The sequence below is a fragment of the Xenophilus arseniciresistens genome (assembly GCF_028023875.1).
Lineage (GTDB): Bacteria > Pseudomonadota > Gammaproteobacteria > Burkholderiales > Burkholderiaceae_C > Xenophilus > Xenophilus arseniciresistens.
Window position 1 is genome coordinate 100,851 of sequence record NZ_JAQIPB010000006.1, and the last position, 19,293, is coordinate 120,143.

General features: G+C 68.9%; 17 protein-coding genes. 13 read left to right on the forward strand and 4 right to left on the reverse strand.

Annotated elements, in window-relative coordinates; genetic code table 11:
* The first annotated feature begins 23 nt into the window (after positions 1-23).
* From PGB34_RS13275 to PGB34_RS13315, 9 genes are all read left to right on the forward strand, one after another.
* The gene (locus PGB34_RS13275; RefSeq protein ID WP_271428574.1) at positions 24-1,505 is read left to right on the forward strand and encodes an aldehyde dehydrogenase; all 1,482 of its coding nucleotides are present in this window, start codon (positions 24-26) and stop codon (positions 1,503-1,505) included.
* A 26-nt stretch (positions 1,506-1,531) separates the two neighbouring features.
* Positions 1,532-2,503, forward strand: coding sequence for a VOC family protein (locus tag PGB34_RS13280; RefSeq protein ID WP_271428575.1), 972 nt, complete (start codon positions 1,532-1,534; stop codon positions 2,501-2,503).
* A gap of 11 nt (positions 2,504-2,514) precedes the next feature.
* On the forward strand, positions 2,515-3,510 hold the full coding sequence (locus PGB34_RS13285) for a Bug family tripartite tricarboxylate transporter substrate binding protein (RefSeq protein WP_271428576.1): 996 nt from the start codon (positions 2,515-2,517) through the stop codon (positions 3,508-3,510).
* A gap of 50 nt (positions 3,511-3,560) precedes the next feature.
* A complete protein-coding gene (locus tag PGB34_RS13290) occupies positions 3,561-3,842 on the forward strand; it encodes a recombinase-like helix-turn-helix domain-containing protein (protein WP_408647886.1) in 282 nt (93 codons plus the stop codon).
* Between the two features lie 25 nt (positions 3,843-3,867).
* Complete coding sequence (locus tag PGB34_RS13295; RefSeq protein ID WP_271428577.1) at positions 3,868-4,902, forward strand: aromatic ring-hydroxylating oxygenase subunit alpha; 1,035 nt, start codon at positions 3,868-3,870, stop codon at positions 4,900-4,902.
* A gap of 98 nt (positions 4,903-5,000) precedes the next feature.
* Positions 5,001-5,969, forward strand: a complete 969-nt coding sequence (locus tag PGB34_RS13300) for a PDR/VanB family oxidoreductase (protein ID WP_271428578.1) — start codon at positions 5,001-5,003, stop codon at positions 5,967-5,969.
* Between the two features lie 127 nt (positions 5,970-6,096).
* Positions 6,097-7,119 (forward strand): porin, encoded by a 1,023-nt coding sequence (locus PGB34_RS13305; protein WP_271428579.1) that lies wholly within the window; start codon positions 6,097-6,099, stop codon positions 7,117-7,119.
* 158 nt (positions 7,120-7,277) lie between these two features.
* The gene (locus PGB34_RS13310; RefSeq protein ID WP_271428580.1) at positions 7,278-8,561 is read left to right on the forward strand and encodes an MFS transporter; all 1,284 of its coding nucleotides are present in this window, start codon (positions 7,278-7,280) and stop codon (positions 8,559-8,561) included.
* An 86-nt stretch (positions 8,562-8,647) separates the two neighbouring features.
* Positions 8,648-9,637 carry a Bug family tripartite tricarboxylate transporter substrate binding protein gene (locus PGB34_RS13315; RefSeq protein ID WP_271428581.1) on the forward strand — a complete coding sequence of 330 codons (990 nt, stop codon included), beginning with the start codon at positions 8,648-8,650 and terminating at the stop codon, positions 9,635-9,637.
* 49 nt (positions 9,638-9,686) lie between these two features.
* Here PGB34_RS13315 and PGB34_RS13320 read toward each other — a convergent pair whose 3' ends face one another.
* Entirely contained in the window at positions 9,687-10,421 is a 735-nt protein-coding gene (locus PGB34_RS13320) for a hypothetical protein (RefSeq protein ID WP_271428582.1), read from the reverse strand.
* A 281-nt stretch (positions 10,422-10,702) separates the two neighbouring features.
* On the opposite strand from PGB34_RS13320, the gene PGB34_RS13325 reads away from it, so the two are divergent.
* Positions 10,703-11,710, forward strand: coding sequence for a TraB/GumN family protein (locus PGB34_RS13325; RefSeq protein WP_271428583.1), 1,008 nt, complete (start codon positions 10,703-10,705; stop codon positions 11,708-11,710).
* A gap of 11 nt (positions 11,711-11,721) precedes the next feature.
* Here the strand turns inward: PGB34_RS13325 and PGB34_RS13330 are convergent, their stop codons facing one another.
* Both PGB34_RS13330 and PGB34_RS13335 read right to left on the reverse strand, forming a co-directional pair.
* The gene (locus PGB34_RS13330) at positions 11,722-13,734 is read right to left on the reverse strand and encodes a hypothetical protein (protein WP_271428584.1); all 2,013 of its coding nucleotides are present in this window, start codon (positions 13,732-13,734) and stop codon (positions 11,722-11,724) included.
* Positions 13,735-13,744: 10 nt separating this feature from the next.
* Positions 13,745-14,488: a transporter substrate-binding domain-containing protein gene (locus tag PGB34_RS13335; RefSeq protein WP_271428585.1), complete on the reverse strand. Its 744-nt coding sequence runs from the start codon at positions 14,486-14,488 to the stop codon at positions 13,745-13,747.
* Between the two features lie 242 nt (positions 14,489-14,730).
* Between PGB34_RS13335 and PGB34_RS13340 the strand changes: the two genes are divergently transcribed.
* Positions 14,731-15,591, forward strand: coding sequence for an SPFH domain-containing protein (locus PGB34_RS13340; RefSeq protein ID WP_271428586.1), 861 nt, complete (start codon positions 14,731-14,733; stop codon positions 15,589-15,591).
* A 125-nt stretch (positions 15,592-15,716) separates the two neighbouring features.
* Here PGB34_RS13340 and PGB34_RS13345 read toward each other — a convergent pair whose 3' ends face one another.
* Positions 15,717-16,634 (reverse strand): LysR family transcriptional regulator, encoded by a 918-nt coding sequence (locus PGB34_RS13345; RefSeq protein WP_271428587.1) that lies wholly within the window; start codon positions 16,632-16,634, stop codon positions 15,717-15,719.
* Positions 16,635-16,855: 221 nt separating this feature from the next.
* Here PGB34_RS13345 and PGB34_RS13350 point away from each other — a divergent pair, with 221 nt between their 5' ends.
* Complete coding sequence (locus PGB34_RS13350; protein WP_271428588.1) at positions 16,856-17,737, forward strand: alpha/beta hydrolase; 882 nt, start codon at positions 16,856-16,858, stop codon at positions 17,735-17,737.
* Positions 17,738-17,970: 233 nt separating this feature from the next.
* Complete coding sequence (locus tag PGB34_RS13355) at positions 17,971-19,248, forward strand: efflux RND transporter periplasmic adaptor subunit (protein ID WP_271428589.1); 1,278 nt, start codon at positions 17,971-17,973, stop codon at positions 19,246-19,248.
* The last annotated feature ends 45 nt before the right edge of the window (positions 19,249-19,293 follow it).

Here is a 19,293-nt window from a genome sequence, read left to right on the forward strand (position 1 = left end):
CCGAACGAAGAAGAGAGCTCACGATGTCGAATCTCGAACTGCTCCCCATCAACGTGGCCGGGCAATGGCGCCTGGGCGGCGGCGATGTGTATGAAAGCCTGTACCCCGCCACGGGCGAGGTGATCGCGCGCCTGCGGGCCGCCAGCCTGGCCGACGTGGAAGAGGCCATCGCCGGCGCCGACAAGGCCTTCCGCACCAGCGGCTGGGCCCAGAAGCTGCCCCATGAGCGCGCCGCCGTGCTGTACCGCGTGGCCCAGCTGATCCGCGCCAATGCCGAAGAACTCGCGCAGAAGCAGCGCCTGGACAACGGCAAGCCCATCAGCGAAACGCGCGCCCTGGTGGCCAGCGCGGCCGGCACCTTCCAGTTCTTCGCCGCCGCCTGCGAAACGCTGGAAGAAGCCATCACGCCTTCGCGCGGCCCCTACGTGACCCTGAGCGTGCACGAGCCCATGGGCGTGGTCGCGGCCATCACGCCGTGGAACTCGCCCATCGCCAGCGAAGCCCAGAAGCTCGCGCCCGCGCTGGCCGCCGGCTGCGCCGTGGTCGTCAAGCCCGCCGAAGTCACGCCGCTGATGGCGCTGGAGCTGGCCCGCCTGTGCGAAGAGGCCGGTGTGCCCAAGGGCATCATCAGCGTGCTGCCGGGCAAGGGTTCGGTGATCGGCGACGCCATCACCAAGCACCCGCTGGTCAAGCGCGTGTCCTTCACGGGCGGCACCACCACGGGCAAGCACATCGCCCACATCGCGGCCGACAAGATGATGCCGGTCTCGCTGGAACTGGGCGGCAAGTCGCCCACCATGGTGCTGGAAGACGCTGATCTCGACCATGCGGTCAACGGCGTGCTCTACGGCATCTTCAGCAGCTCGGGTGAATCGTGCATCGCCGGTTCGCGCCTGTTCGTGGCGCGCAGCATCTACGACGAATTCGTGACCCGCGTGGCCGAAGGCGCCAAGAACCTGCGCGTGGGCGACCCGGCCAGCGAAAGCACCCAGATGGGCCCGCTGATCACGGCCAGGCACCGCGAAGGCATCGAGCGCTACGTGGACCTGGGCGTGTCCGAGGGCGGGCGCATCCGCACCGGCGGCGTGCGTCCGCAGGGCGAGGGCTATGACAAGGGCTACTTCTACACGCCCACCATCCTCGAAGGGCTGACGAACGAAGCCCGCATCACGCAGGAAGAGATCTTCGGCCCGGTGCTGGTGGCGATGCCTTTCGACACCGAAGAGGAGTTGATTGCCAAGGCCAACGACTCCATCTATGCGCTGGCCGCCGGCGTGTGGAGCCGCGACTTCAAGCGGGCCTGGAAGCTGGGCCGCGCCGTGCAGGCCGGCACCGTCTGGGTCAACACCTACAAGCAGTTCTCGGTGTCCACGCCCTTTGGCGGCTGGCGCGACTCGGGCCTGGGCCGCGAGAAGGGCCGCGAAGGCATCTTCCAGTACATGGAGCAAAAGAGCATGTACTGGGGCACCAACGAACAGCCGATCCCTTGGGCCAACGCGCTCTGAGACCGGCACAAGGCAAGGAGAAACCCATGAGCGTTCTCGGCATCGATCAAATCACCTACGGCACCGACGACCTGCTGCTGTCGCGCCGCTTCTTCCAGGACTGGGGTCTGACCCTGGCCAACGAGAGCGCCGACGAGCTGGTCTTCGAATGCCTCAACGGCTGCCGCGTGGTGGTGGCCCACATGGACAAGGCCGGCCTGCCGCCCGGCATCGAGGAAGGCCCGACGCTGCGCGAAGTGGTGTGGGGCGTGGAAAGCGAAGCCGACCTCACGGCCTACGCCGACGCGATCCGCAACGACCCCGGCTTCGTCGACGGCCTGGTGGACGGCGCGCGCCGCATCGGCTGCACCGACCCCAACGGCCTGGCCGTGCGGCTGCAGCTCACGCGCAAGCGGGAACTGACCGACCTCAGCTCGGCCGTGATGAACACCTGGACCAGCAAGACCCGCGTGAACCAGCCGGCGCCCATCTATGAGCGCGCCACGCCCATCGAGGTGGGCCACGTGGTCTTCTTCGTGGCCGACGTGCAGGCCGTGGAAGCCTTCTACGCCAGCCGCTTCGGCTTCGTCTCGTCGGACCGTTACCCGGGCCGCGGCGCCTTCATGCGCTGCGCACCCGAGGGCGGCCACCACGACCTGTTCCTGCTGCAGCTGCCCACGGGCAAGCGCGGCATCAACCATGTGGCCTTCACCGTGCGCGACATCCACGAGGTGTTCGGCGGCGGCCTGCATTTCTCGCGCTGCGGCTGGGAAACCCAGCTCGGCCCGGGTCGGCACCCGGTGTCTTCGGCCTATTTCTGGTACTTCAAGAACCCGGCCGGCGGCCTGATCGAGTACTACGCCGACGAGGACCAGCTGACCGGCGACTGGCAGCCGCGCGAGTTCGAGCCCGGCCCGACGGTGTTCGCCGAATGGGCCGTCGATGGCGGCCTGGACGGCCACACGCGGCGCCAGAGGGGCGTCGAAGCCGCCGGCAAGTTCCTGACCGAAAAGAAGTGAAGCACGAAGTCATGTTGCGCAAGACCTTTATCGCCCTGAGCCTGGGCATCGTCAGCCTGCCGCTGCTGGCGCAGGCGCCCGCGGGTGTCAACGCCGAAGCCTTCAAGCAGCTCTCGGATGACAAGTTCACCATCATCTCGCCCTTCCCGCCGGGCGGGCCAGTGGACACGCTGGCGCGCGTGATGGCCGATGGCCTTTCCAGGCGCTATGGGCAGCCCGCGGTGGTGGAGAACGTGCCCGGCGCGGCCGCCAAGATCGGCATGGACAAGGTCAAGCGTGCCAAGGCCGACGGCCACACGCTGCTGCTGATCCCGGCCGGCAACCTGACCATCAACCCGACCTTGATGCCCAACTTCACGTTCAACGTGGAGAAGGACTTCGAGGCCGTGACCATGCTGGCCAAGGCGCCCAACTTGCTGGTGGCGGCGCCCTCCAGCGGCATCAAGAGCGCCAAGGAGCTGGTCGCACTGGCCAAGGCCAAGCCGGGCACGCTCTCGTATGCCTCGCCGGGCATCGGCAGCGGCCTGCACCTGGCCGGCGAGCTGTTCAAGCAGCACACCGGCACCGACCTGCTGCACGTGGCCTACAAGGGCACGGGCCCGGCCATGAACGACGTGCTGGGCGGCACCGTGCCGCTGATGTTCACCAACCTGCCGGCCGCGCTGCCGCACCTGGCCTCCGGCAAGCTGGTGGCGCTGGGCATCACCGAAGCGCAGCGCACGAGCGTGGCGCCCAACATCCCCACCCTGGCGGAGCAGGGCATCAAGGGCGTGAACGTCACCTCGTGGTACGGCATGATGGCCCCGGCCGGCACGCCCGCGGTGGTGGTGCAGCAGCTGGCGCGCGATGCGGCCGAGTTCCTTTCGCAGCCCGATGTGAAGCAGCGCCTGGCGGCCCAGGGCATGACCCAGAACACGATGGCGCCCGCCGCCTTCGCCAAGTACATCAAGGACGAGACGGCCACCTGGGCCGGCGTCATCCAGGACCGCCAGATCAAGGCGGAATGAACAAGAGCCCCCGCACCCATTGACACCACAGGCATCCGCAGGAGATCCCCATGGCAGAACGAATCATGCAACTCGTCCAGGTGGTCGGCAGCCAGCTGCCCGCACCCAGCCAGGAACCCGACCGCTACCTGCAGCCCAAGCAGGCCCAGTACCGCGCGCCCACCAACTACGAAGACCTGCTGGGCGACGCCATCGAGCGCACCTTCGCCTCCGGCGTGCACGACCTGGCCGGCCTGGTCGAAAGCCTCAATCGCCAGGGCATGACCACGCGTGCCGGCGAGCGCTGGACCGAAGAGAACTACGGCCCCGAGATCGCCGCCCTGAGCCGCTGAACCGCACGCCTGAAGGAGAAACATCATGAGCAACCCACGAATCGACCCGGTGGACCAGCGCCTTGAAACCGGCCTGCAGGACCTCTGGTACGCGGTGTGCCCCTCGCACTTCATCAAGGAGCGCCCGGTGTCGCTGCAGCGCTTTGGCTACAAGCTGGCGCTGTGGCGCGACGCCCAGGGCCAGGTGCGCGCGCTGGAAGACCGCTGCCCGCACCGCGGCGCGCCGCTGTCGCAGGGCGTGACGCTGGGCGACCGCCTGTCCTGCCCGTACCACGGCGTGGAAGTGCGCCACGACGGCGTGGTCACCAGCGTGCCCGGCAGCCCGGGCTGCAAGCTCGAAGGCCAGAAGGCCACCCGCAGCTTCCATGTGCGCGAAGTGGCCGGCACCGTGTTCATCTACAACGCCAGCGAGGCGGTGGACGAACCCCCGCCGCTGGTGCTGCCCGAGGAGCTGACGCAGGACGATGCGTACTCGAACTTCCTGTGCTACACGGAATGGAAGTGCGACTACCGCTACGCACTGGACAACGTCATGGACCCCATGCACGGCACCTTCCTGCACAAGCAGTCGCATTCGATGGCCGAGGGCGACAACACCGCCAAGTTCGTGGTGCGCCCCACCGACACGGGCTTCGTGTTCGAGAAGGAAGGCCAGCGCAACGTCAACTTCGACTGGACCGAGTTCGGCGACACCGGCGCGCACTGGATGCGCCTGGAGATTCCGTACCCGAAGACCGGCGGCCCCGGCGGCAACTTCATCATCGTGGGCATGTGCACGCCGATCACGCCCAAGCTGTCGGCCGTGTTCTTCTGGCGCGTGCGCAAGCTGGAAGCCGGCTGGCAGCGCGACACCTGGCGCTTCCTGTACCGCAACCGCCTGGAGGCACGCCACTGGCACGTGCTGGAGCAGGACCGCGTGGTGCTCGAGCAGATGCCCGCCGATGCCAACCAGCACGAGAACCTCTACCAGCACGATCTGGGCATCGTGCGCCTGCGCCGCTACCTGCGCGGCCAGGCCCAGGCCCAGCTCGACAAGCAGGCGGAACCCGCAGCCGCCTGACACCTGCAGGCCGGGCGGCAGAATCGCCCGCGCCTTCCGGCACCGGCCTGACGGGGCCGGTGCCCGTTCCCTGATTCGCCCACGAGGTTCCTTCCATCATGTCCGCTTCCACGCTCAAGGCCCTGGTGCACACCATGCGCTACGAAGCCGATGGCATCGTCAGCGTCGAGTTCCGCCCGGCCAGCGCCGCCGTGGCGTTCCCGCCCTTTGCGGCCGGCTCGCACATCGACCTGCATCTGCCCAACGGCCTGGTGCGCAGCTATTCGCTGTGCAATCCCGACAGCGACCGCGGTCGCTACGTGGTGGGCGTGCTCAACGACAAGAAAAGCCGCGGCGGCTCGCGCTACGTGCACCAGCAGCTGCGCGTGGGGCAGGTGATCGACATCTCGGCGCCGCGCAACAACTTCGAGCTGCACGAGGACGCGCCCAAGTCGGTGCTGGTCTCGGGCGGCATCGGCGTGACGCCCATCTTCTGCATGCTGCAGCGCCTGGCGGCCCTGGGCCGCCCGGTGGAGGTGGTGTACTGCGCGCGCACCCGCAAGGAAGCGGCCTTCATCGAGGCCATCGAAGGCCTGGCCGACAAGGCCAGCATCACCTGGCACTTCGACGATGAGGCCGGCGGTCCGCCCGACCTGGCCAGCCTGCTGGCCGGCCGCGGGGCAGACAGCCACTACTACTGCTGCGGCCCCACGCCCATGCTGGACGCCTTCGAGAAGAACTGCGAGCAGCTGGGCTACGCCAACGCGCACATCGAACGCTTCGCCGCCGTGGTGGTGGAGTCGGCCAGCGACTCGCACGGTTTCGAGGTGGTGTGCGAGCAAAGCGGCAAGTCGGTGGAAGTGCCGGCAGGCAAGTCGGTGCTGGACGCGCTGATCGACGCCGGCCTGAACCCCGACCACAGCTGCAAGGAAGGCGTGTGCGGTGCCTGCGAAACCGCCGTGCTGGACTTCGACGGCGAGCTGGACCACCAGGACGGCATCCTCACCAAGATCGAGCGCCAGTCGGGCAAGACCATGATGATCTGCGTCTCGCGCTGCACCGGAAAGCGCCTGGTGCTGGACATCTGAACGCGACGTCGTCAGACCCTTTTTCCTCCTCTTTTTTCCTCACTGCGCCCTGGCCTGAGAACCCCGCCCGCTGCGGCGGGCCAGGCTGCCGCATTGCGCCCTTTCCCTTCTTGCTCATTTCCTCACCATGAACCGATTCGCTTCTTCCGCCACGGCCGCCGCCGTGCTGGCCCTGGGTGCCGCCGCTGCCCACGCCCAGTCCTCCGTCACCGTGTTCGGCACCGTGGACGTGGGCGTGAGCCATGTGCGCAGCGACACCGGTTCGCGCACCGGCCTGTCGCACAGCGGCGCCAACATCAGCCGCTTCGGCTTTCGCGGCGTGGAAGACCTGGGCGGCGGCATGAGCGCGAGCTTCTGGCTCGAGGCTGGTTTCTCGCCCGACACCGGCGAAGTCAATGCCGGCTTCAACCGCCGCGCCACCGTGAGCCTGAACGGCCGCTGGGGCGAGCTGCGCCTGGGCCGCGACGACTCGGCCACCTTTTTGAACACGCTGATCTTCGACCCCTTCCTGACCAACGGCGTGGGCGGCACCAACGCTTTTGTGATGAACGGCGCGCCCACCATCCAGATCAGCAACGCGGTGAGCTACTTCCTGCCGCCCAACCTGGGCGGCTTCTACGGCCAGGTGCAGCATGCCTTCAGCGAAAGGCTGAACACCGACCCCACGGTGGCCGGCGAGTACAACGGCGCGCGCTTCGGCTGGCGCCAGGGCGGCTTCCATGCCTCGGCTTCGGCGGCCAAGCTGCAGGGCCTGACGCAGGCGCAGGACCAGCGCTTTCGCAACGTGGGCCTGTCCTACGACTTCGGCGTGGCGCAGCCCATGCTGCTGTGGGCCAGCCACAAGCGCGGCGACCTGGAAGTGCGCGGCCTGCAGCTGGGTGTGAAGGTGCCCGTGGGCGCGGGCGAGATCCGCGCCTCGGTGGCCCGCTACGACACGCGCGGCAACAACAGCAATGCCGACTGGAACAAGGTCGCGCTGGGCTATGGCCACAACCTGTCGCGCCGCACCCAGCTTTACGCCACCGTCGCGCGCGTGAACAACGCCGAAGGGGCGCTCAAGGCCATCGGCGTGCAGGGCCTGGCAGCGCCCACCAATGTGCCGGGCGGCAAGTCCACCGGCTACGAAGTCGGCATGCGCCACTTCTTCTAATACGGCTTCGCCTTCAAGCGCATAGCTTCGTTGGGGTGCCTTGCCGTGCGTCAGCACTGTCTGCGGCACCCCGCCTCGCTCTGCGCTCGAATGCGAAACCGTATGAACCTGCGGCCGTGCGGCCGCCGGTGTGATGGACGAGTCTGGAAGGTGAAGGTATGAAGGACGCGCGCAGTCTGCGCTGGATGGGCGTGATCACGCTGTTCGTGATCGTGGCCATCTCCTATGTGGATCGGATCAACATCTCGATCCTGATCACGGACCCGGCGTTCCTGGCGCACATCGGCCTCACGCCCGATGACCGCACGCGCCAGGGCCTGCTGGCGACGGCCTTCATGGTGGGCTACGGCGTCTCGTCCTTCGTGCTCACGCCTTTTGCGGCCGCGTTGTTCGGCGTGCGCCGCAGCCTCATCGCGGGGCTGGTGCTGTGGGGCGTGGTCACTTTCCTGTCGCCCATGATGAGCAGCTACGGGCTGCTGCTGGCCTCGCGCATCCTGCTGGGCGTGTCCGAAGGGCCGCTTTTTTCATTGGCCGGCAGCTACATCAAGGCGCACTTCGAAAGCCGCGAGAACGGCAAGCCCAATTCGCTGGTCAACATGGGCACCGGCCTGGGGCTGGCCGTGGGCTACCCCTTCATCGGCTACCTCGTGGTGGGGCATGACTGGGAAACCTCCTTCCATGTGCTGGGCCTGATCAACATCGCTTTAGGCATTCCGCTGGTGCTGGCCTTCATCCGCATGCCCAGGGTGGACAGCGGCCTGCCCAAGCCCCGTTCGATGACTGAGGCCGTGGGGCAGGTGGGCCAGATCGTGCGCGGCGCGCTGCACACGCGGCACCTGCTGCTGGTCACGGTGATGACGGCGGCCTTTCTTTCCTACCTCTGGGGCAGCAGCAACTGGCTGCCGGCCTACCTCAAGGAATCGCGCGGTTTTTCGATGCGCGAGATGGGCTGGCTGGCCTCGCTGCCGCAGTACGCCAGCGTGCTGGCCGTCTTCGTGGGCGGCGTGATCATCGACCGCATCCAGCGCCGGCAGGTGCCGCTGATCTTCATCTTCGGCAGCCTGGGCGTGGCGCTGGGCGTGTGGCTGGCCATCCATGTGCAGGACCGCTACACGGCCGCCTACTGCCTGATCCTCGCCAACTTCTGCTGGGGCCTGATGAGCCCGGCCTTCCCCAGCACCGTGCAGCATTGCGCGCGGCCAGAGCACGTGGCCAGCGCCTACGGCGTGGTCAATGGCGCAGGCAGCCTGGTGGCCGGCTTCATGCCCGCCATCATGGGCGCCGTCATCGGCTGGACCTCGCAGTCCGCGGGCGGCGGCTTCCTGGCCGGCTTCGGCCTGCTCATCGGCACGCAGGTCGTCGTGATGGCCTGCGGCGCGCTGCTGTGGCTGCGCGAGCGGGCCGGGCCCGCCGACGAACACGCGCCGGCCCACGCGGCCTGACAGGCCTGCTGCTGCTGTTTTCCCGCTGTGACCGTTTTTCATTCACCACCACCATGGGCGCCATGCCCGCTGAACCAGGAGTTGCCATGAATCGCCTGACCCGACGCCGTGCCACCGCTGTGGCTGCCCTGATGCTGGGCGCCGGCCTGCTTGCCCACGGCGCCGCGCAGGCGCAGGCGGCCTGGCCCGCCAAGACCGTCACCATCGTCGTGGCCTACCCGGCCGGCGGCGACACCGACGCGATGGCCCGCATCTACGCCGAGAAGCTGGGCCAGCGCCTGGGCCAGGCCGTGGTGGTGGACAACCGCCCCGGTGCCACCGGCACCCTGGGCGCCGGCTATGTCTCCAAGTCGCCCGCCGACGGCTACACCCTGCTGTTCGCGCCCAGCACCTTCGCCATCGCGCCGCTGGTGCTCAAGGGTGGCGTGCCCATGGACGTGAACAAGGACTTCACGCCCATCACCCAGGTGGGCGCCTCGCCGCTGCTGCTGGTGGCCAGCACGCAGTCGGGCCTGAAAGACGTCAAGAGCCTGGTGGCCCAGGCCAAGGGCGGCAAGGAACTGGCCTATGGCAGCTCCGGCTCGGGCTCGCCCATGCACATCGTGGGCGAGATGTTCAACAAGGCCGCCGGCATCAAGATGACCCACGTGCCCTACAAGGGCATCGCCCCCGGCCTGGCCGATCTGCTGGGCGGCCACCTGCCCACCGTCTACGCCACGCCTGGCGCGGCAGCGGGCTACCTGGCCGACAGGAAGGTCGTGCCGCTGGCCGTCACGGGCCAGGGCCGCTCGCCCATCCTGCCTGAGGTGCCCTCGCTGGTGGAGCTGGGCTACAAGGATGTGGACGTCACGGCCTGGTGGGGCCTGTTCGGCCCCAGGGGCCTGCCGCAGGACGTGGCGAAAAAGATCGACGCCACCATGCGTGAAGTCATCAAGATGCCCGACGTGGTCGCCAAGCTGGGCACCATGGCCGTCACCCCCGAGATCGCCGACGGCGCCACCCTGGGCCGCACCGTGGCCAACGACCACGCGCGCTTCGGCAAGGTGATCAAGGAGTTTGGGATTCAGGCGGATTGAGGGACGTGGCCGGGCAGAGGCCATTCGTTCTTAGAACGTGCACCCGCCCTCATAGTCCGGCCTGCTGCACCAGCGTGGCTTGATCGGTGCCGTAGAACTCGGGCAGCAACTGCTCGGGTTGCGGGCTCTCGTACAGACGCATGAAGGTTTCGAGCCCCTTGAGTTCGATCAGGTGCTGCACGAAGCGCCGGCTGGCCCAGTAGTACTCGCGGCGAAGCTCGGCGTCAGTAGTCAGCCAGGCGGGCGATGGCGTGCTGCTGCCAAGCAGGGCGCTGATCTGCGGCGTGACCCGCCCGGGGGGCGGCACTCCGGCGCGGTTTGGGCCGACACCGGCGCCTGGAACCACCTGCAGCGCCAGGTAGTCGGCCAGGCCTTCGCGCAAGGTGTGGCTGTGATAGCGCCAGGTCAGGACGTGCGCCAGCTCATGCACGTAGGTGGCGTTCAGACCTCGCATCGCATCATGTGCCACGCGAGGCGCCAGGAACACCAGGGCGCGTGGATCGAGCGGATGTTCGTAGCCGCGCCAGACATGCGAAACGCGGGTCTGGGCCGACACCACCACCTGCACGCGCGGCCCCATGGTGGCAATGTCCAGCGTTCGGCCGGTGAGCACCTCCATCTGGTCGAGCGCCTTCTCCAAAAGCGGCAACAAGGCCGCATCGACCGTGACCTGGTCGGCCAGCAATGAGATTCGCGCACCCTGGGCCACCACGGCGGCGCGTTGCAGGATCTGCGCGTCCGGCGAAGCCTGGCGCTGGGCCTGCACTGCAGTGCAGGCGCACATGGCACACAGGGCCAAGACGACCCAACGACGTATCCGCGAAGACGGCATCCCAACATCCCCTGCCAAGCCGGTTTGTGCAACGCAGGATACGAGACAAGGCGCAAGCCGCCCTCGCGGATTTGCCAAGTTCTTGCCAGAAGTCCAATGCATGTCGGCCCCGCGCGGACGTCAGCGCTTCCTGCCGCGATTTTTCGACTAGCCTGTTCCTGCCACACGCCATCCTGGAGATGGCCTGACAACGAAAAGAACTGGCCTTGCGCCAGAACAGGGGAGGGTTCCAGATGAGCCGGATTTTGTTTGGCCATGCGTCTTCGCATGCGTGGCAGAGCGCCGCCGCAAGCTTGCCCGCGCCACGGGTCTCGACCAGCGCGCGCCGCATGCTGACACCCGTGAGCCGCAGGCGCGAAATGCTGCTGGCTCTTGCGCTGGCGCCGTGGTTGAAGGCGCTGGCGACGCCTGCGGAAACACCCCCGCAAGCGGGGGAGGGTGGGCTGCTCTATCGCGCCGTGCGCGGCGAATCGACGGTGTTCTTGTACGGCACCATTCATGTGGGCAGTGCGTCCTTCTATCCCCTGTCGCCCCGCGTGCTGCGGCCGTTGCGGCGCGCCGAGGTGCTGGTGGTGGAGGTCGATCTGCTCGCGCCCGATCTTGCGTCGGCCTTCAGGCAGCATGGGACGCTGCCAGCCGATGCACCGTCGCTGTCCATCGCCGAGGCTGATGCGCAGCGGATCGATCCGATGCTACGTGCTGCCCAGATTGACCCGGCGTTCGCACGCAGGTTCAAGCCAGAGGTGCTGGCCATGACGCTGGTAGGCCTGGCCGCTGCGCCGCTGGGCTTGAGTACGGCCTACGGCGTGGACTACTTCCTGCTCGGCTTTGCCCGCGCGGCTGGAATCCCGGTGGTCGAGCTCGAAGGCTTCGCCATGCAGATGACGATGAATGACACGCTTCCGGAAGCGCAGCGACAGGCCATGCTTTCAGAAGCCTTGGAAGATCTGGCCAGCGGGCACAGCACTCGCGTGGTGTCGCGCGTCGTGCGGGGCTGGCAGGAACACGACCTGAGCCTGCTGGATCCCGAGGCCGATCCAAGCCGGTCGCCCGAACTCCACAAGATCTTTGTCAAACAGATGGCCGAGCGCAACGAAGCCATGGCGCAGCGCATCGGCGCGTTGAGTGGAGGGCAGTATCAGCGCCTGTTTGTCGCCGTGGGCGCGCTGCATCTTGTGGGGCCGCAGGCGTTGCCAGCGCTTCTGGAGCGCCAGGGCTACCGCGTCGCGCGGCTGATGTAGCTCACCCGCGTTCAGTTGCGCGGCCATGCCCCGCGCAGCGCCGCCTGCCCCAGCAGCAGCCCCAGCACCGTGAACAGCAGCACCATCGGCGAGGCCGGTGAGGCGTAGAGCATGTGGGCCGAGGGGATGGAGGTGGCGTCCAGCCAGGCCAGCAGCGCGATGCGCGTGGCCACGGCGGTGAGGGCGGCGCTGGCCAGCAGCAGCATCCAGGGCAGGGCGTTGCGCCGATGGGGCCGCAGCAGCCATTGGCGCAGGGCCAGTGCCCAGCCCAGCAGCGCGGCCAGCGTGAGCGGCGGCCAGGCCCAGGCATAGGCCTTGGCCAGCAGCCGGGCCGCGGCCTGCTGGGCGCGCGTGCGCTGGCCTTCCAGCGTGCGCGCGTGCAGGCGCACGTCGGTGATGCGCAGCAGGCCCTGCGCGCTGCGCAGTTCGCCACCATTGGACAGGGGCAGCATGGCATCGCCCAGTGCCAGGCGGCAGTCGCTGGCGCTGCAGTCGGTGAGCAGGCGCAGCTGCTGCGTGCGCGGGTCCTCGCCGGGCTGCAGCTCCAGCCGCCATTGCGCAGCGGAGGGGCCTTCGATGCGCAGGGGCGGCACGGGCGCGCCCGTGGGTGACTCCCATCGCAGGGCCACGGCCACGTCCTGGATGGCCGGCAGCGTCAGGCGGCCCACCATCTGGCGGATGTATTCGAGGTCGTCGAGCCGGCCCAGGCTGGGGCGGGCGCCGATCTGGCCATCGCCCAGTTGCACCAGCGCGCGCGTGAGCCAGGCCGCGGCCTGCGCGGCGGCGCCCAGGCGCTGGGCGTCGAAGGCCGGTGCGAGGCCGCGGCGCGGCGCATCGCAGGCGAGCCTGCCGCTGTCGCAGGCGGCGTTGATTTCCGTGCTCAGCCGTTCGTAGAAAGCCATGGCGCGCGGTGCGCTTTCGTAGTGGCCCGCCAGCCAGACCGCATCGCGCAAGGCCCACATGAACCAGCCCGACAGCACCTCAGGGCAGTCGGCTGCGGCGATGTGCAACTGCGTGCAGCCCACATGGCGCCACAGCGCGCTGTTCTCGCCCTCGAAGGCCGGCTGCAGCTCGCGCGCTGCGGGGCTGGCGGCGTAGGCGCGCTGGCGGGCGTCGGCCGGGAACACCACATAGGGCCGGCGCTGGTCATGGCGGATGCGCGCCAGCGCCCCATAGGCGCGCTGGAAGCGGGCGTCCTGGAACTCGGTGGCCAGGAACACGCCGTAGCGCGCCTGGTTGACGGCCTTGACTCCGGCCACGCCCAGGCCCGCGACCAGGCCCGCGGCCAGCAAGGGCAGCAGCGCCTGGAACAGGCGCCGGCGCGGCGGTGCCAGCGCGGCATGGCGGCGGGCGGCCCGGCGCTGGCGGCGCAGGCCCGCCAGCAGCACGGCAGTGGCCATCAGCGCCAGCGAGGGCACGAGCCACAGGCCTTCCTCGCGCGTGCACCAGTAGAAAGCCAGCACGGCCCCGCCCAGCAGCGGCAGGGCCCCGCGACGCTGGCGCCGCGGCGGCACGAGCAGCGCGGCGGCCAGCGCCAGCACGGCCAGCGACTGCGTGAGGTACAGGCCCTCGCGGATGATGCGGGCCAGCTCCGGATGCCACAGCACCGGGTTGAAGGCCAGCGCCGCAAAGAGCGCAAACCCGGCCCCGGGCCGGCGCAGCCGCCGTGCCAGCGCATGGGCCAGCAGCGCGCACACCAGCAGGTAGATCGCCTGCTCGGCCAGCTTCAGCGGGATCGAGAGGGCGGCGCTGAGCGCGATGAACAGCGGATAGCCCATGCCCTTGGCCAGCGTCACGCGGTCAAAAGGCCCGAGCCACTGGCCCGCACCCAGCGAATAGGCCAGGCGCACGAAGAGCGCATCGTCGAAGCCGGCCGCCGCCACCGCATGCGTGGCAAAGCCCTGGCGCAGCCACAGGCTGGCACCGGCCACGAGCGCATAGGCCAGCGCCCAGCGCAGCCAGGGCGCGCGCCGGGCGGGCTGCGGGTGAGAGACGGGGGCGGTGTGCAGCAAGTCTGTGCTCATCGCCGCCGCATCAGGGCTGCGCCGCTGGCGCCACCGATGCCCCCGCGATGCCATGGCGTGCCAGGGCCTGGGCGACGAAGCCCTGGGCCTTCATCTCTTCGACGAAATGGGCGAGCGCCTGTGCTGCGGCTTCACCGCGGCCCGCGGGCAGGCCCATGGCCTGCTGGATCACCATGAAGCGCCCGGGCAGCAGGCGCAGGCCGGCATCCTCGTCGGCCCATTCCTGCAGCAACTGGCGGATGCCGGCCGCCACCTCGACCTGGCCGGCCACCAGGGCCTCGCGCACCGCATCGGCGTTGGCCATGCGCTCGATCTGCGCCTGCGCGATCTCGCGCGTGAGGAACAGGTCGTAGGCGCTGCCCAGGCCCACGGCGATGCGCGTGCCGCTGCGGTCCACGGCCGCGTTGTCCTGCAGGGGCGAATCGGCACGCACGAGGTAGCTGCCTTCGATCAGCACATAGGGCGCGGAAAAACTCAAGCCTTCGCTGCGGGCCGGATCGACCGCGAAGAAGCCCACGTCGGCGGCCTCGCCCTTCACGGCTTCGACCGACTTCATGGCTTTTTCGAAGGGGAGCAGCTCCAGTGGCAGGCCCAGGCGCTCGGCCAGCGCGCGGGCCAGGTCCACCGACACGCCACACAGCGCGCCCGCGGCGTCGCGGCCCGCAAGAATGGGATTGCCCAGGTTGATGGAGGCGCGCAGCACGCCCGTGGGCGCGAAGGCCTGGCGCAGTTCGGTGGCAGGCAGGGTCGTCATGGCGTGGACTCTTTGCAAGGCAATGAAAAGGGCGTGCGCGCACGGGCCTGGATCAACCCCAGCAGCCCGGGCGCGATGGGGCGAGGTTCTACCATGTCGGCCGGGCCCTTTTTCATCGCCGGGCCGCCCCAAGATGAAAAGCCCCCCTCGGGGGGCAGCGGACCACGCGAAGCGGGGGAGCGTGGGGGCCTTTTTTTCAGGGCCGCACGCCCAAACTTTTCACAACTCCAAAGGAGCCTGCCATGCAGGAACGCAGCAAAAACTCTTTGTCGGGCATTGCCCTGCTGGTGATCGTCGCCCTGGTGGTGCTGGCCGGGCTCTATGTGTTCCTGGTGCGCCGCGAGCCGCTGGGCCTGGCCGGCGGCGTGGCGGGCGCCGTGCTCTTTTTCGTCGTGGTCAAGGGGCTGTACACGCTGCAGCCCAACCAGGCCGCGGTGCTGGAGCTGTTCGGCAAGTACGTGGGCACCGTGAAGCAGACCGGCCTGCGCTGGAACAACCCCTTCTTCGGCCAGCGCAAGATCAGCCTGCGCGTGCGCAACTTCGAAAGCGGCGTGCTCAAGGTCAATGACCTGGAAGGCAGCCCGATCGAGATCGCGGCCGTGATCGTGTGGGAGGTGGTGGATGCCTCGGAGGCCGTCTACAACGTGGACGACTACGAGGACTTCGTGCACGTGCAGTCCGAGGCCGCGCTGCGCACCCTGGCCACCAGCTACCCCTACGACGGCACCGAGGAGGGTGTGATCTCGCTGCGCGGCCATGCGGCCGAGATCAGCGAACACCTGCAGACCGAGCTGGCCGAGCGCCTGGGCAATGCGGGCGTGCGCGTGCGCGAGGCGCGCATCAGCCACCTGGCCTACGCGCCCGAGGTGGCACAGGCCATGCTGCAGCGCCAGCAGGCCAATGCCGTGATCGCGGCGCGCACGCGCATCGTCGCGGGCGCCGTGGGCATGGTGGAAATGGCGCTGGCCGAACTGCAGAAGGGCGGCATGGTGCAGCTCAACGAGGAGCACAAGGCCCAGATGGTGAGCAACCTGCTGGTGGTGCTGTGCAGCGACCGCGGCTCGCAGCCGGTTGTGAATGCGGGCGGCTCGCTGAAAGGCTGACACGGTTTTGCCTTCAAACGCATAGCTTCGTTGGGGTGCCTCGCCGTGCGTCAGCACTGTCTTCGGCACCCCGCCTCGCTCTGCGCTTGAATGCAAAACCGTATGAGGCCGAACGCGTGCGGGCCTCAGCCCCGCGTCAGGTGCTGCTTCTGGGCGAACAGGTCCGCCGTCCAGTTGACGAAGGCGCGCACCTTGGCGCTGAGATGGCGGTTGGGCGGGTACACCACGTGCACGGGCAGCGCGTCCAGCGTCCAGTCGGGCATCAGCTGCACCAGCTCGCCGCTTTCCAGGTAGGGCTCGGCGATGAACTTCACCATCTGCGTCACGCCAAAGCCGCCCAGGGCGGCTTCGGTGTGGGCGTTGCTGTCGTTGACCGACAGGCGGTAGGGCTCGGAGATCTCGATGCGCTCGCCGTCCTTGCTGAAGTCCAGCGGGTACAGGCGGCGCGAGTTGCTCGAGAAGAAGTTCAGCACATGGTGGCGCCCGCGCTGCAGGTCATGCGGATGCAGCGGCGTGCCGTACTTCTGCAGGTAGCCGCGTGAGGCCACGGTGACGAAGGGCAGGGTGCCGATGCGCCGCGCCACCAGCGACTGGTCGGCGATGGTGCCGGCGCGGATCACCACGTCCACGTTGTCGCCGATCAGGTCCACGGGGCGGTCGCTCACGCCCAGGTCGAGCTGGATGTCGGGGTAGCTGGCGTAGAAGCTGTCCAGCGCCGGGATGATGACCAGCCGCGCCATCGAGGTGCCCACGTCCACGCGCAGCTTGCCCTTGGGGGAGGACTGCGCGTCGCTCATGCTGGCTTCCAGCTCGTCGAAGTCGTTGAGCAGGCGCGCCGCGCGCTCGAAGTAGGCGGCGCCGTCGGGCGTGACCGTCACGCGCCGCGTGGTGCGGTTCAGCAGCTTGGCGTGCACGCGCGATTCCAGCGCCTGGATCTGCTTGGTGACGGTGCCCTTGGGAATGCCGAGCGAATCGGCCGCGCGCGTGAAGCTGCCGGCCTCGACGACACGCACGAACACCCGCATGGTCTGGATTGGGTCCATGGTCAACGACTAAAGAAGGAGGGCAAACTGGTAAGGAGGTGATGCCAGCCAGACGTTGTGGCGCGCGCGCTTGTGACGCGCGGCGCCCCGGGCACGGATTCTGCAGCCATGCTGCGCTGCGATTGTTGTCTGCATGGAAACGCAGTAGCGGCAATGCCCCCCATTTCCGGGCGCGGTGCGGGCTTACATTTGCAGTCATCGATCTTCCGTATACCAACGCCATGACCGCCCGCAACGCAACGTCCCTTCTCGCACCCGGCCTGGCCGCGGGCGCCGACGTGCCCGAGGCCGAGCTGCAGATCCCGCTGCCCGGCGGCGACACCGTGACGGCCCGCCAGTACGGCCGGCGCGAAGCCGTGGCCGGCGGCCAGCCGCTGGTGCTGCATTTCCATGGGGGCACCTTCACCTGTGGCGACCTGGACAACGGCCGCAACGTGGGCCGGCTGCTGGCGCGCTCGGGCGCGGTGGCGGTTTCGCTGGCCTACCCGCTGGCGCCCGAGTACCCCTTCCCCAAGCCCATCGAGGTGGGCTACGAGGTGCTGGTGTGGCTGTACAAGCAGCGCGTCAAGCTGGCCGGCAAGGGGGCGCGCGTGTTCCTGGCCGGCGAAGAGGCCGGCGGCAACCTGGCTGCGGCCGTGGCCATGGTGGCGCGGGACCGCGACCATCCGCCGCTGGCCGGGCAGGTGCTGCTGTCGCCGATGCTGGACCCGTGCGCGGGCACGGCCTCGTTGCGGGCCGCCGGCTGCGACAGCACCGATGCCTGCAAATGGGCCACGGGCTGGCAGCAATACCTCAAGCGCCCCATGGACGCGCTGCACCCCTATGCGGTGCCGGGCAGCTCGCTGCGCCTGAGCGACCTGGCGCCCACGCTGGTGCTGGTGGGCCCGGACGATCCGATGCGCGACGAGGCGCTGGCCTATGCCGGCCGGCTGCGCGAAGCGGGCATCAACGTGTGCAGCCAGATCGTGAGCAGCGCCGCCAACTGGCCCGAGGCGCTTTACGAGCCCGGCGAGTCCGGCTGCCAGGGCTGTGAACTCAGCGTGATGCAGCATTTCCGCAGCTTCTTCGAGCCGCCCTCGCTGCAGGCGCAGCCCGGCGGCTGAAGCCGCAGGCCCTGACCTCCACCTGATCCGCTGATGCGGCGGTGCCTCGTGCATCGCCGCAGGCAGCGCCATGCCTGCAATCAGGCCTGGTGCGCCACGAAGAACGGCGCCGCGGCGCCGCGTTCTTCCCTTCCATTTTTTTCGTGATTCCCGCCGCCTGTTTTTCCGTGTGCATCTGCCCGCGGGGGAGCGGTGTTGCCCCTTGATCCATTGCTTGACCTTCAGGAGCCGCCATGTCGCACCTTCCGCCGTCTTCCTCTGATGACCACACTCCCGTGCAAGCCCAAAGCCGGCGCCGTTTCTGGCCGGCCGCCACCGCGCTGACGGCCGTGGCTGCCATCGCCGCGGGCGTGTTCAGCATTCCGGGCCTGCAGGCCCAGGCCAGCAACCCGCCCGCGCCCGCGCAGGCGCCGGCCACGCCGGTTTCGGTGGCCGTGGTGCAGGAAACCGCCATCAACGCCTGGGACGAGTTCTCGGGCCGGCTCGAGGCCGTGGAGCGCGTGGACATCCGCTCGCGCGTGGCCGGCGCCGTGCAGGCCGTGCACTTCCGCGAAGGGGCGCTGGTCAAGCAGGGCGACCTGCTGCTGACCATCGACCCCGCCCCCTACCGCGCCGAGGTGGAGCGTGCGCAGGCGCAGGTGGCTTCGGCCCAGGCTCGCGCCACCTACACCCGCAGCGAGCAGGCCCGCGCGCGGCGCCTGTATGACGAACAGGCCATCGCGCAGCGCGAGCTGGACGAGCGCCTGAACGCCGGCCTGGAGGCCGAGGCCAACCTGCGCGCCGCGCAGGCCGCGCTGCAGAGCGCGCAGCTGAACCTGTCTTACACGCAGGTGCGCGCGCCGGTGGCCGGGCGCATCGGCAAGCTCGAAGTGACCGTGGGCAACCTGGTGGCGGCCGGCCCGGCCGCGCCGGTGCTGACCACGCTGGTGTCGGTCAGCCCCATCTACGCCAGCTTCGACGCCGACGAGCAGGTGATCGGCCGCGCGCTGCAGGCCATGCCCGGCGGCGCCAGCGCGCGTTCGCTGATCGGCCAGATCCCGGTGCAGATGGGCACCGTGGCCACCGAAGGCACGCCCTTCGAAGGCAAGCTGCAGCTCATCGACAACCAGGTCGATGCCAAGAGCGGCACGGTGCGCGTGCGCGCCACCTTCGACAACAAGGACGGCGCGCTGATCCCGGGCCAGTTCGCGCGCATCCGCATGGGCCAGCCGCAGGACAGCCGCGCCCTGCTCGTGGCCGAACGCGCCGTGGGCACCGACCAGGACAAGAAGTTCGTCATGGTCGTGAACGCGCAGAACAAGGCCGAGTACCGCGAAGTGACGCTGGGCGCGCCCGTCAACGGGCTGCGGGTGGTCAGCAGCGGGCTCAAGGCCGGCGAGCGCGTGGTGGTCAACGGCCTGCAGCACCTGCGCCCCGGCGCGCAACTGGCGCCGCAGGACGTGCCCATGGACACCGCGGCCCAGGCCGCGGAAGCGCGCAGCACGCGCGTGGCCAGCAACAGCAGCAACTGATTTATCCGAACCGCGGCGCTCTTTCTTTTCGCGAAGCGCGCCGCT

What these genes read in the sequence shown, in the direction of transcription:
- PGB34_RS13275 (WP_271428574.1), top strand. Translation starts at nt 24, where the DNA reads ATGTCGAATCTCGAACTGCTCCCCATCAACGTGGCCGGGCAATGGCGC.
- PGB34_RS13285 (WP_271428576.1), top strand. Translation starts at nt 2,515, where the DNA reads ATGTTGCGCAAGACCTTTATCGCCCTGAGCCTGGGCATCGTCAGCCTG.
- PGB34_RS13315 (WP_271428581.1), top strand. Translation starts at nt 8,648, where the DNA reads ATGAATCGCCTGACCCGACGCCGTGCCACCGCTGTGGCTGCCCTGATG.
- PGB34_RS13300 (WP_271428578.1), top strand. Translation starts at nt 5,001, where the DNA reads ATGTCCGCTTCCACGCTCAAGGCCCTGGTGCACACCATGCGCTACGAA.
- PGB34_RS13280 (WP_271428575.1), top strand. Translation starts at nt 1,532, where the DNA reads ATGAGCGTTCTCGGCATCGATCAAATCACCTACGGCACCGACGACCTG.
- PGB34_RS13330 (WP_271428584.1), bottom strand. Translation starts at nt 13,734, where the DNA reads ATGAGCACAGACTTGCTGCACACCGCCCCCGTCTCTCACCCGCAGCCC.
- PGB34_RS13340 (WP_271428586.1), top strand. Translation starts at nt 14,731, where the DNA reads ATGCAGGAACGCAGCAAAAACTCTTTGTCGGGCATTGCCCTGCTGGTG.
- PGB34_RS13290 (WP_408647886.1), top strand. Translation starts at nt 3,561, where the DNA reads ATGGCAGAACGAATCATGCAACTCGTCCAGGTGGTCGGCAGCCAGCTG.
- PGB34_RS13355 (WP_271428589.1), top strand. Translation starts at nt 17,971, where the DNA reads ATGTCGCACCTTCCGCCGTCTTCCTCTGATGACCACACTCCCGTGCAA.
- PGB34_RS13350 (WP_271428588.1), top strand. Translation starts at nt 16,856, where the DNA reads ATGACCGCCCGCAACGCAACGTCCCTTCTCGCACCCGGCCTGGCCGCG.
- PGB34_RS13345 (WP_271428587.1), bottom strand. Translation starts at nt 16,634, where the DNA reads ATGGACCCAATCCAGACCATGCGGGTGTTCGTGCGTGTCGTCGAGGCC.
- PGB34_RS13310 (WP_271428580.1), top strand. Translation starts at nt 7,278, where the DNA reads ATGAAGGACGCGCGCAGTCTGCGCTGGATGGGCGTGATCACGCTGTTC.
- PGB34_RS13305 (WP_271428579.1), top strand. Translation starts at nt 6,097, where the DNA reads ATGAACCGATTCGCTTCTTCCGCCACGGCCGCCGCCGTGCTGGCCCTG.
- PGB34_RS13335 (WP_271428585.1), bottom strand. Translation starts at nt 14,488, where the DNA reads ATGACGACCCTGCCTGCCACCGAACTGCGCCAGGCCTTCGCGCCCACG.
- PGB34_RS13295 (WP_271428577.1), top strand. Translation starts at nt 3,868, where the DNA reads ATGAGCAACCCACGAATCGACCCGGTGGACCAGCGCCTTGAAACCGGC.
- PGB34_RS13320 (WP_271428582.1), bottom strand. Translation starts at nt 10,421, where the DNA reads ATGTGCGCCTGCACTGCAGTGCAGGCCCAGCGCCAGGCTTCGCCGGAC.
- PGB34_RS13325 (WP_271428583.1), top strand. Translation starts at nt 10,703, where the DNA reads ATGAGCCGGATTTTGTTTGGCCATGCGTCTTCGCATGCGTGGCAGAGC.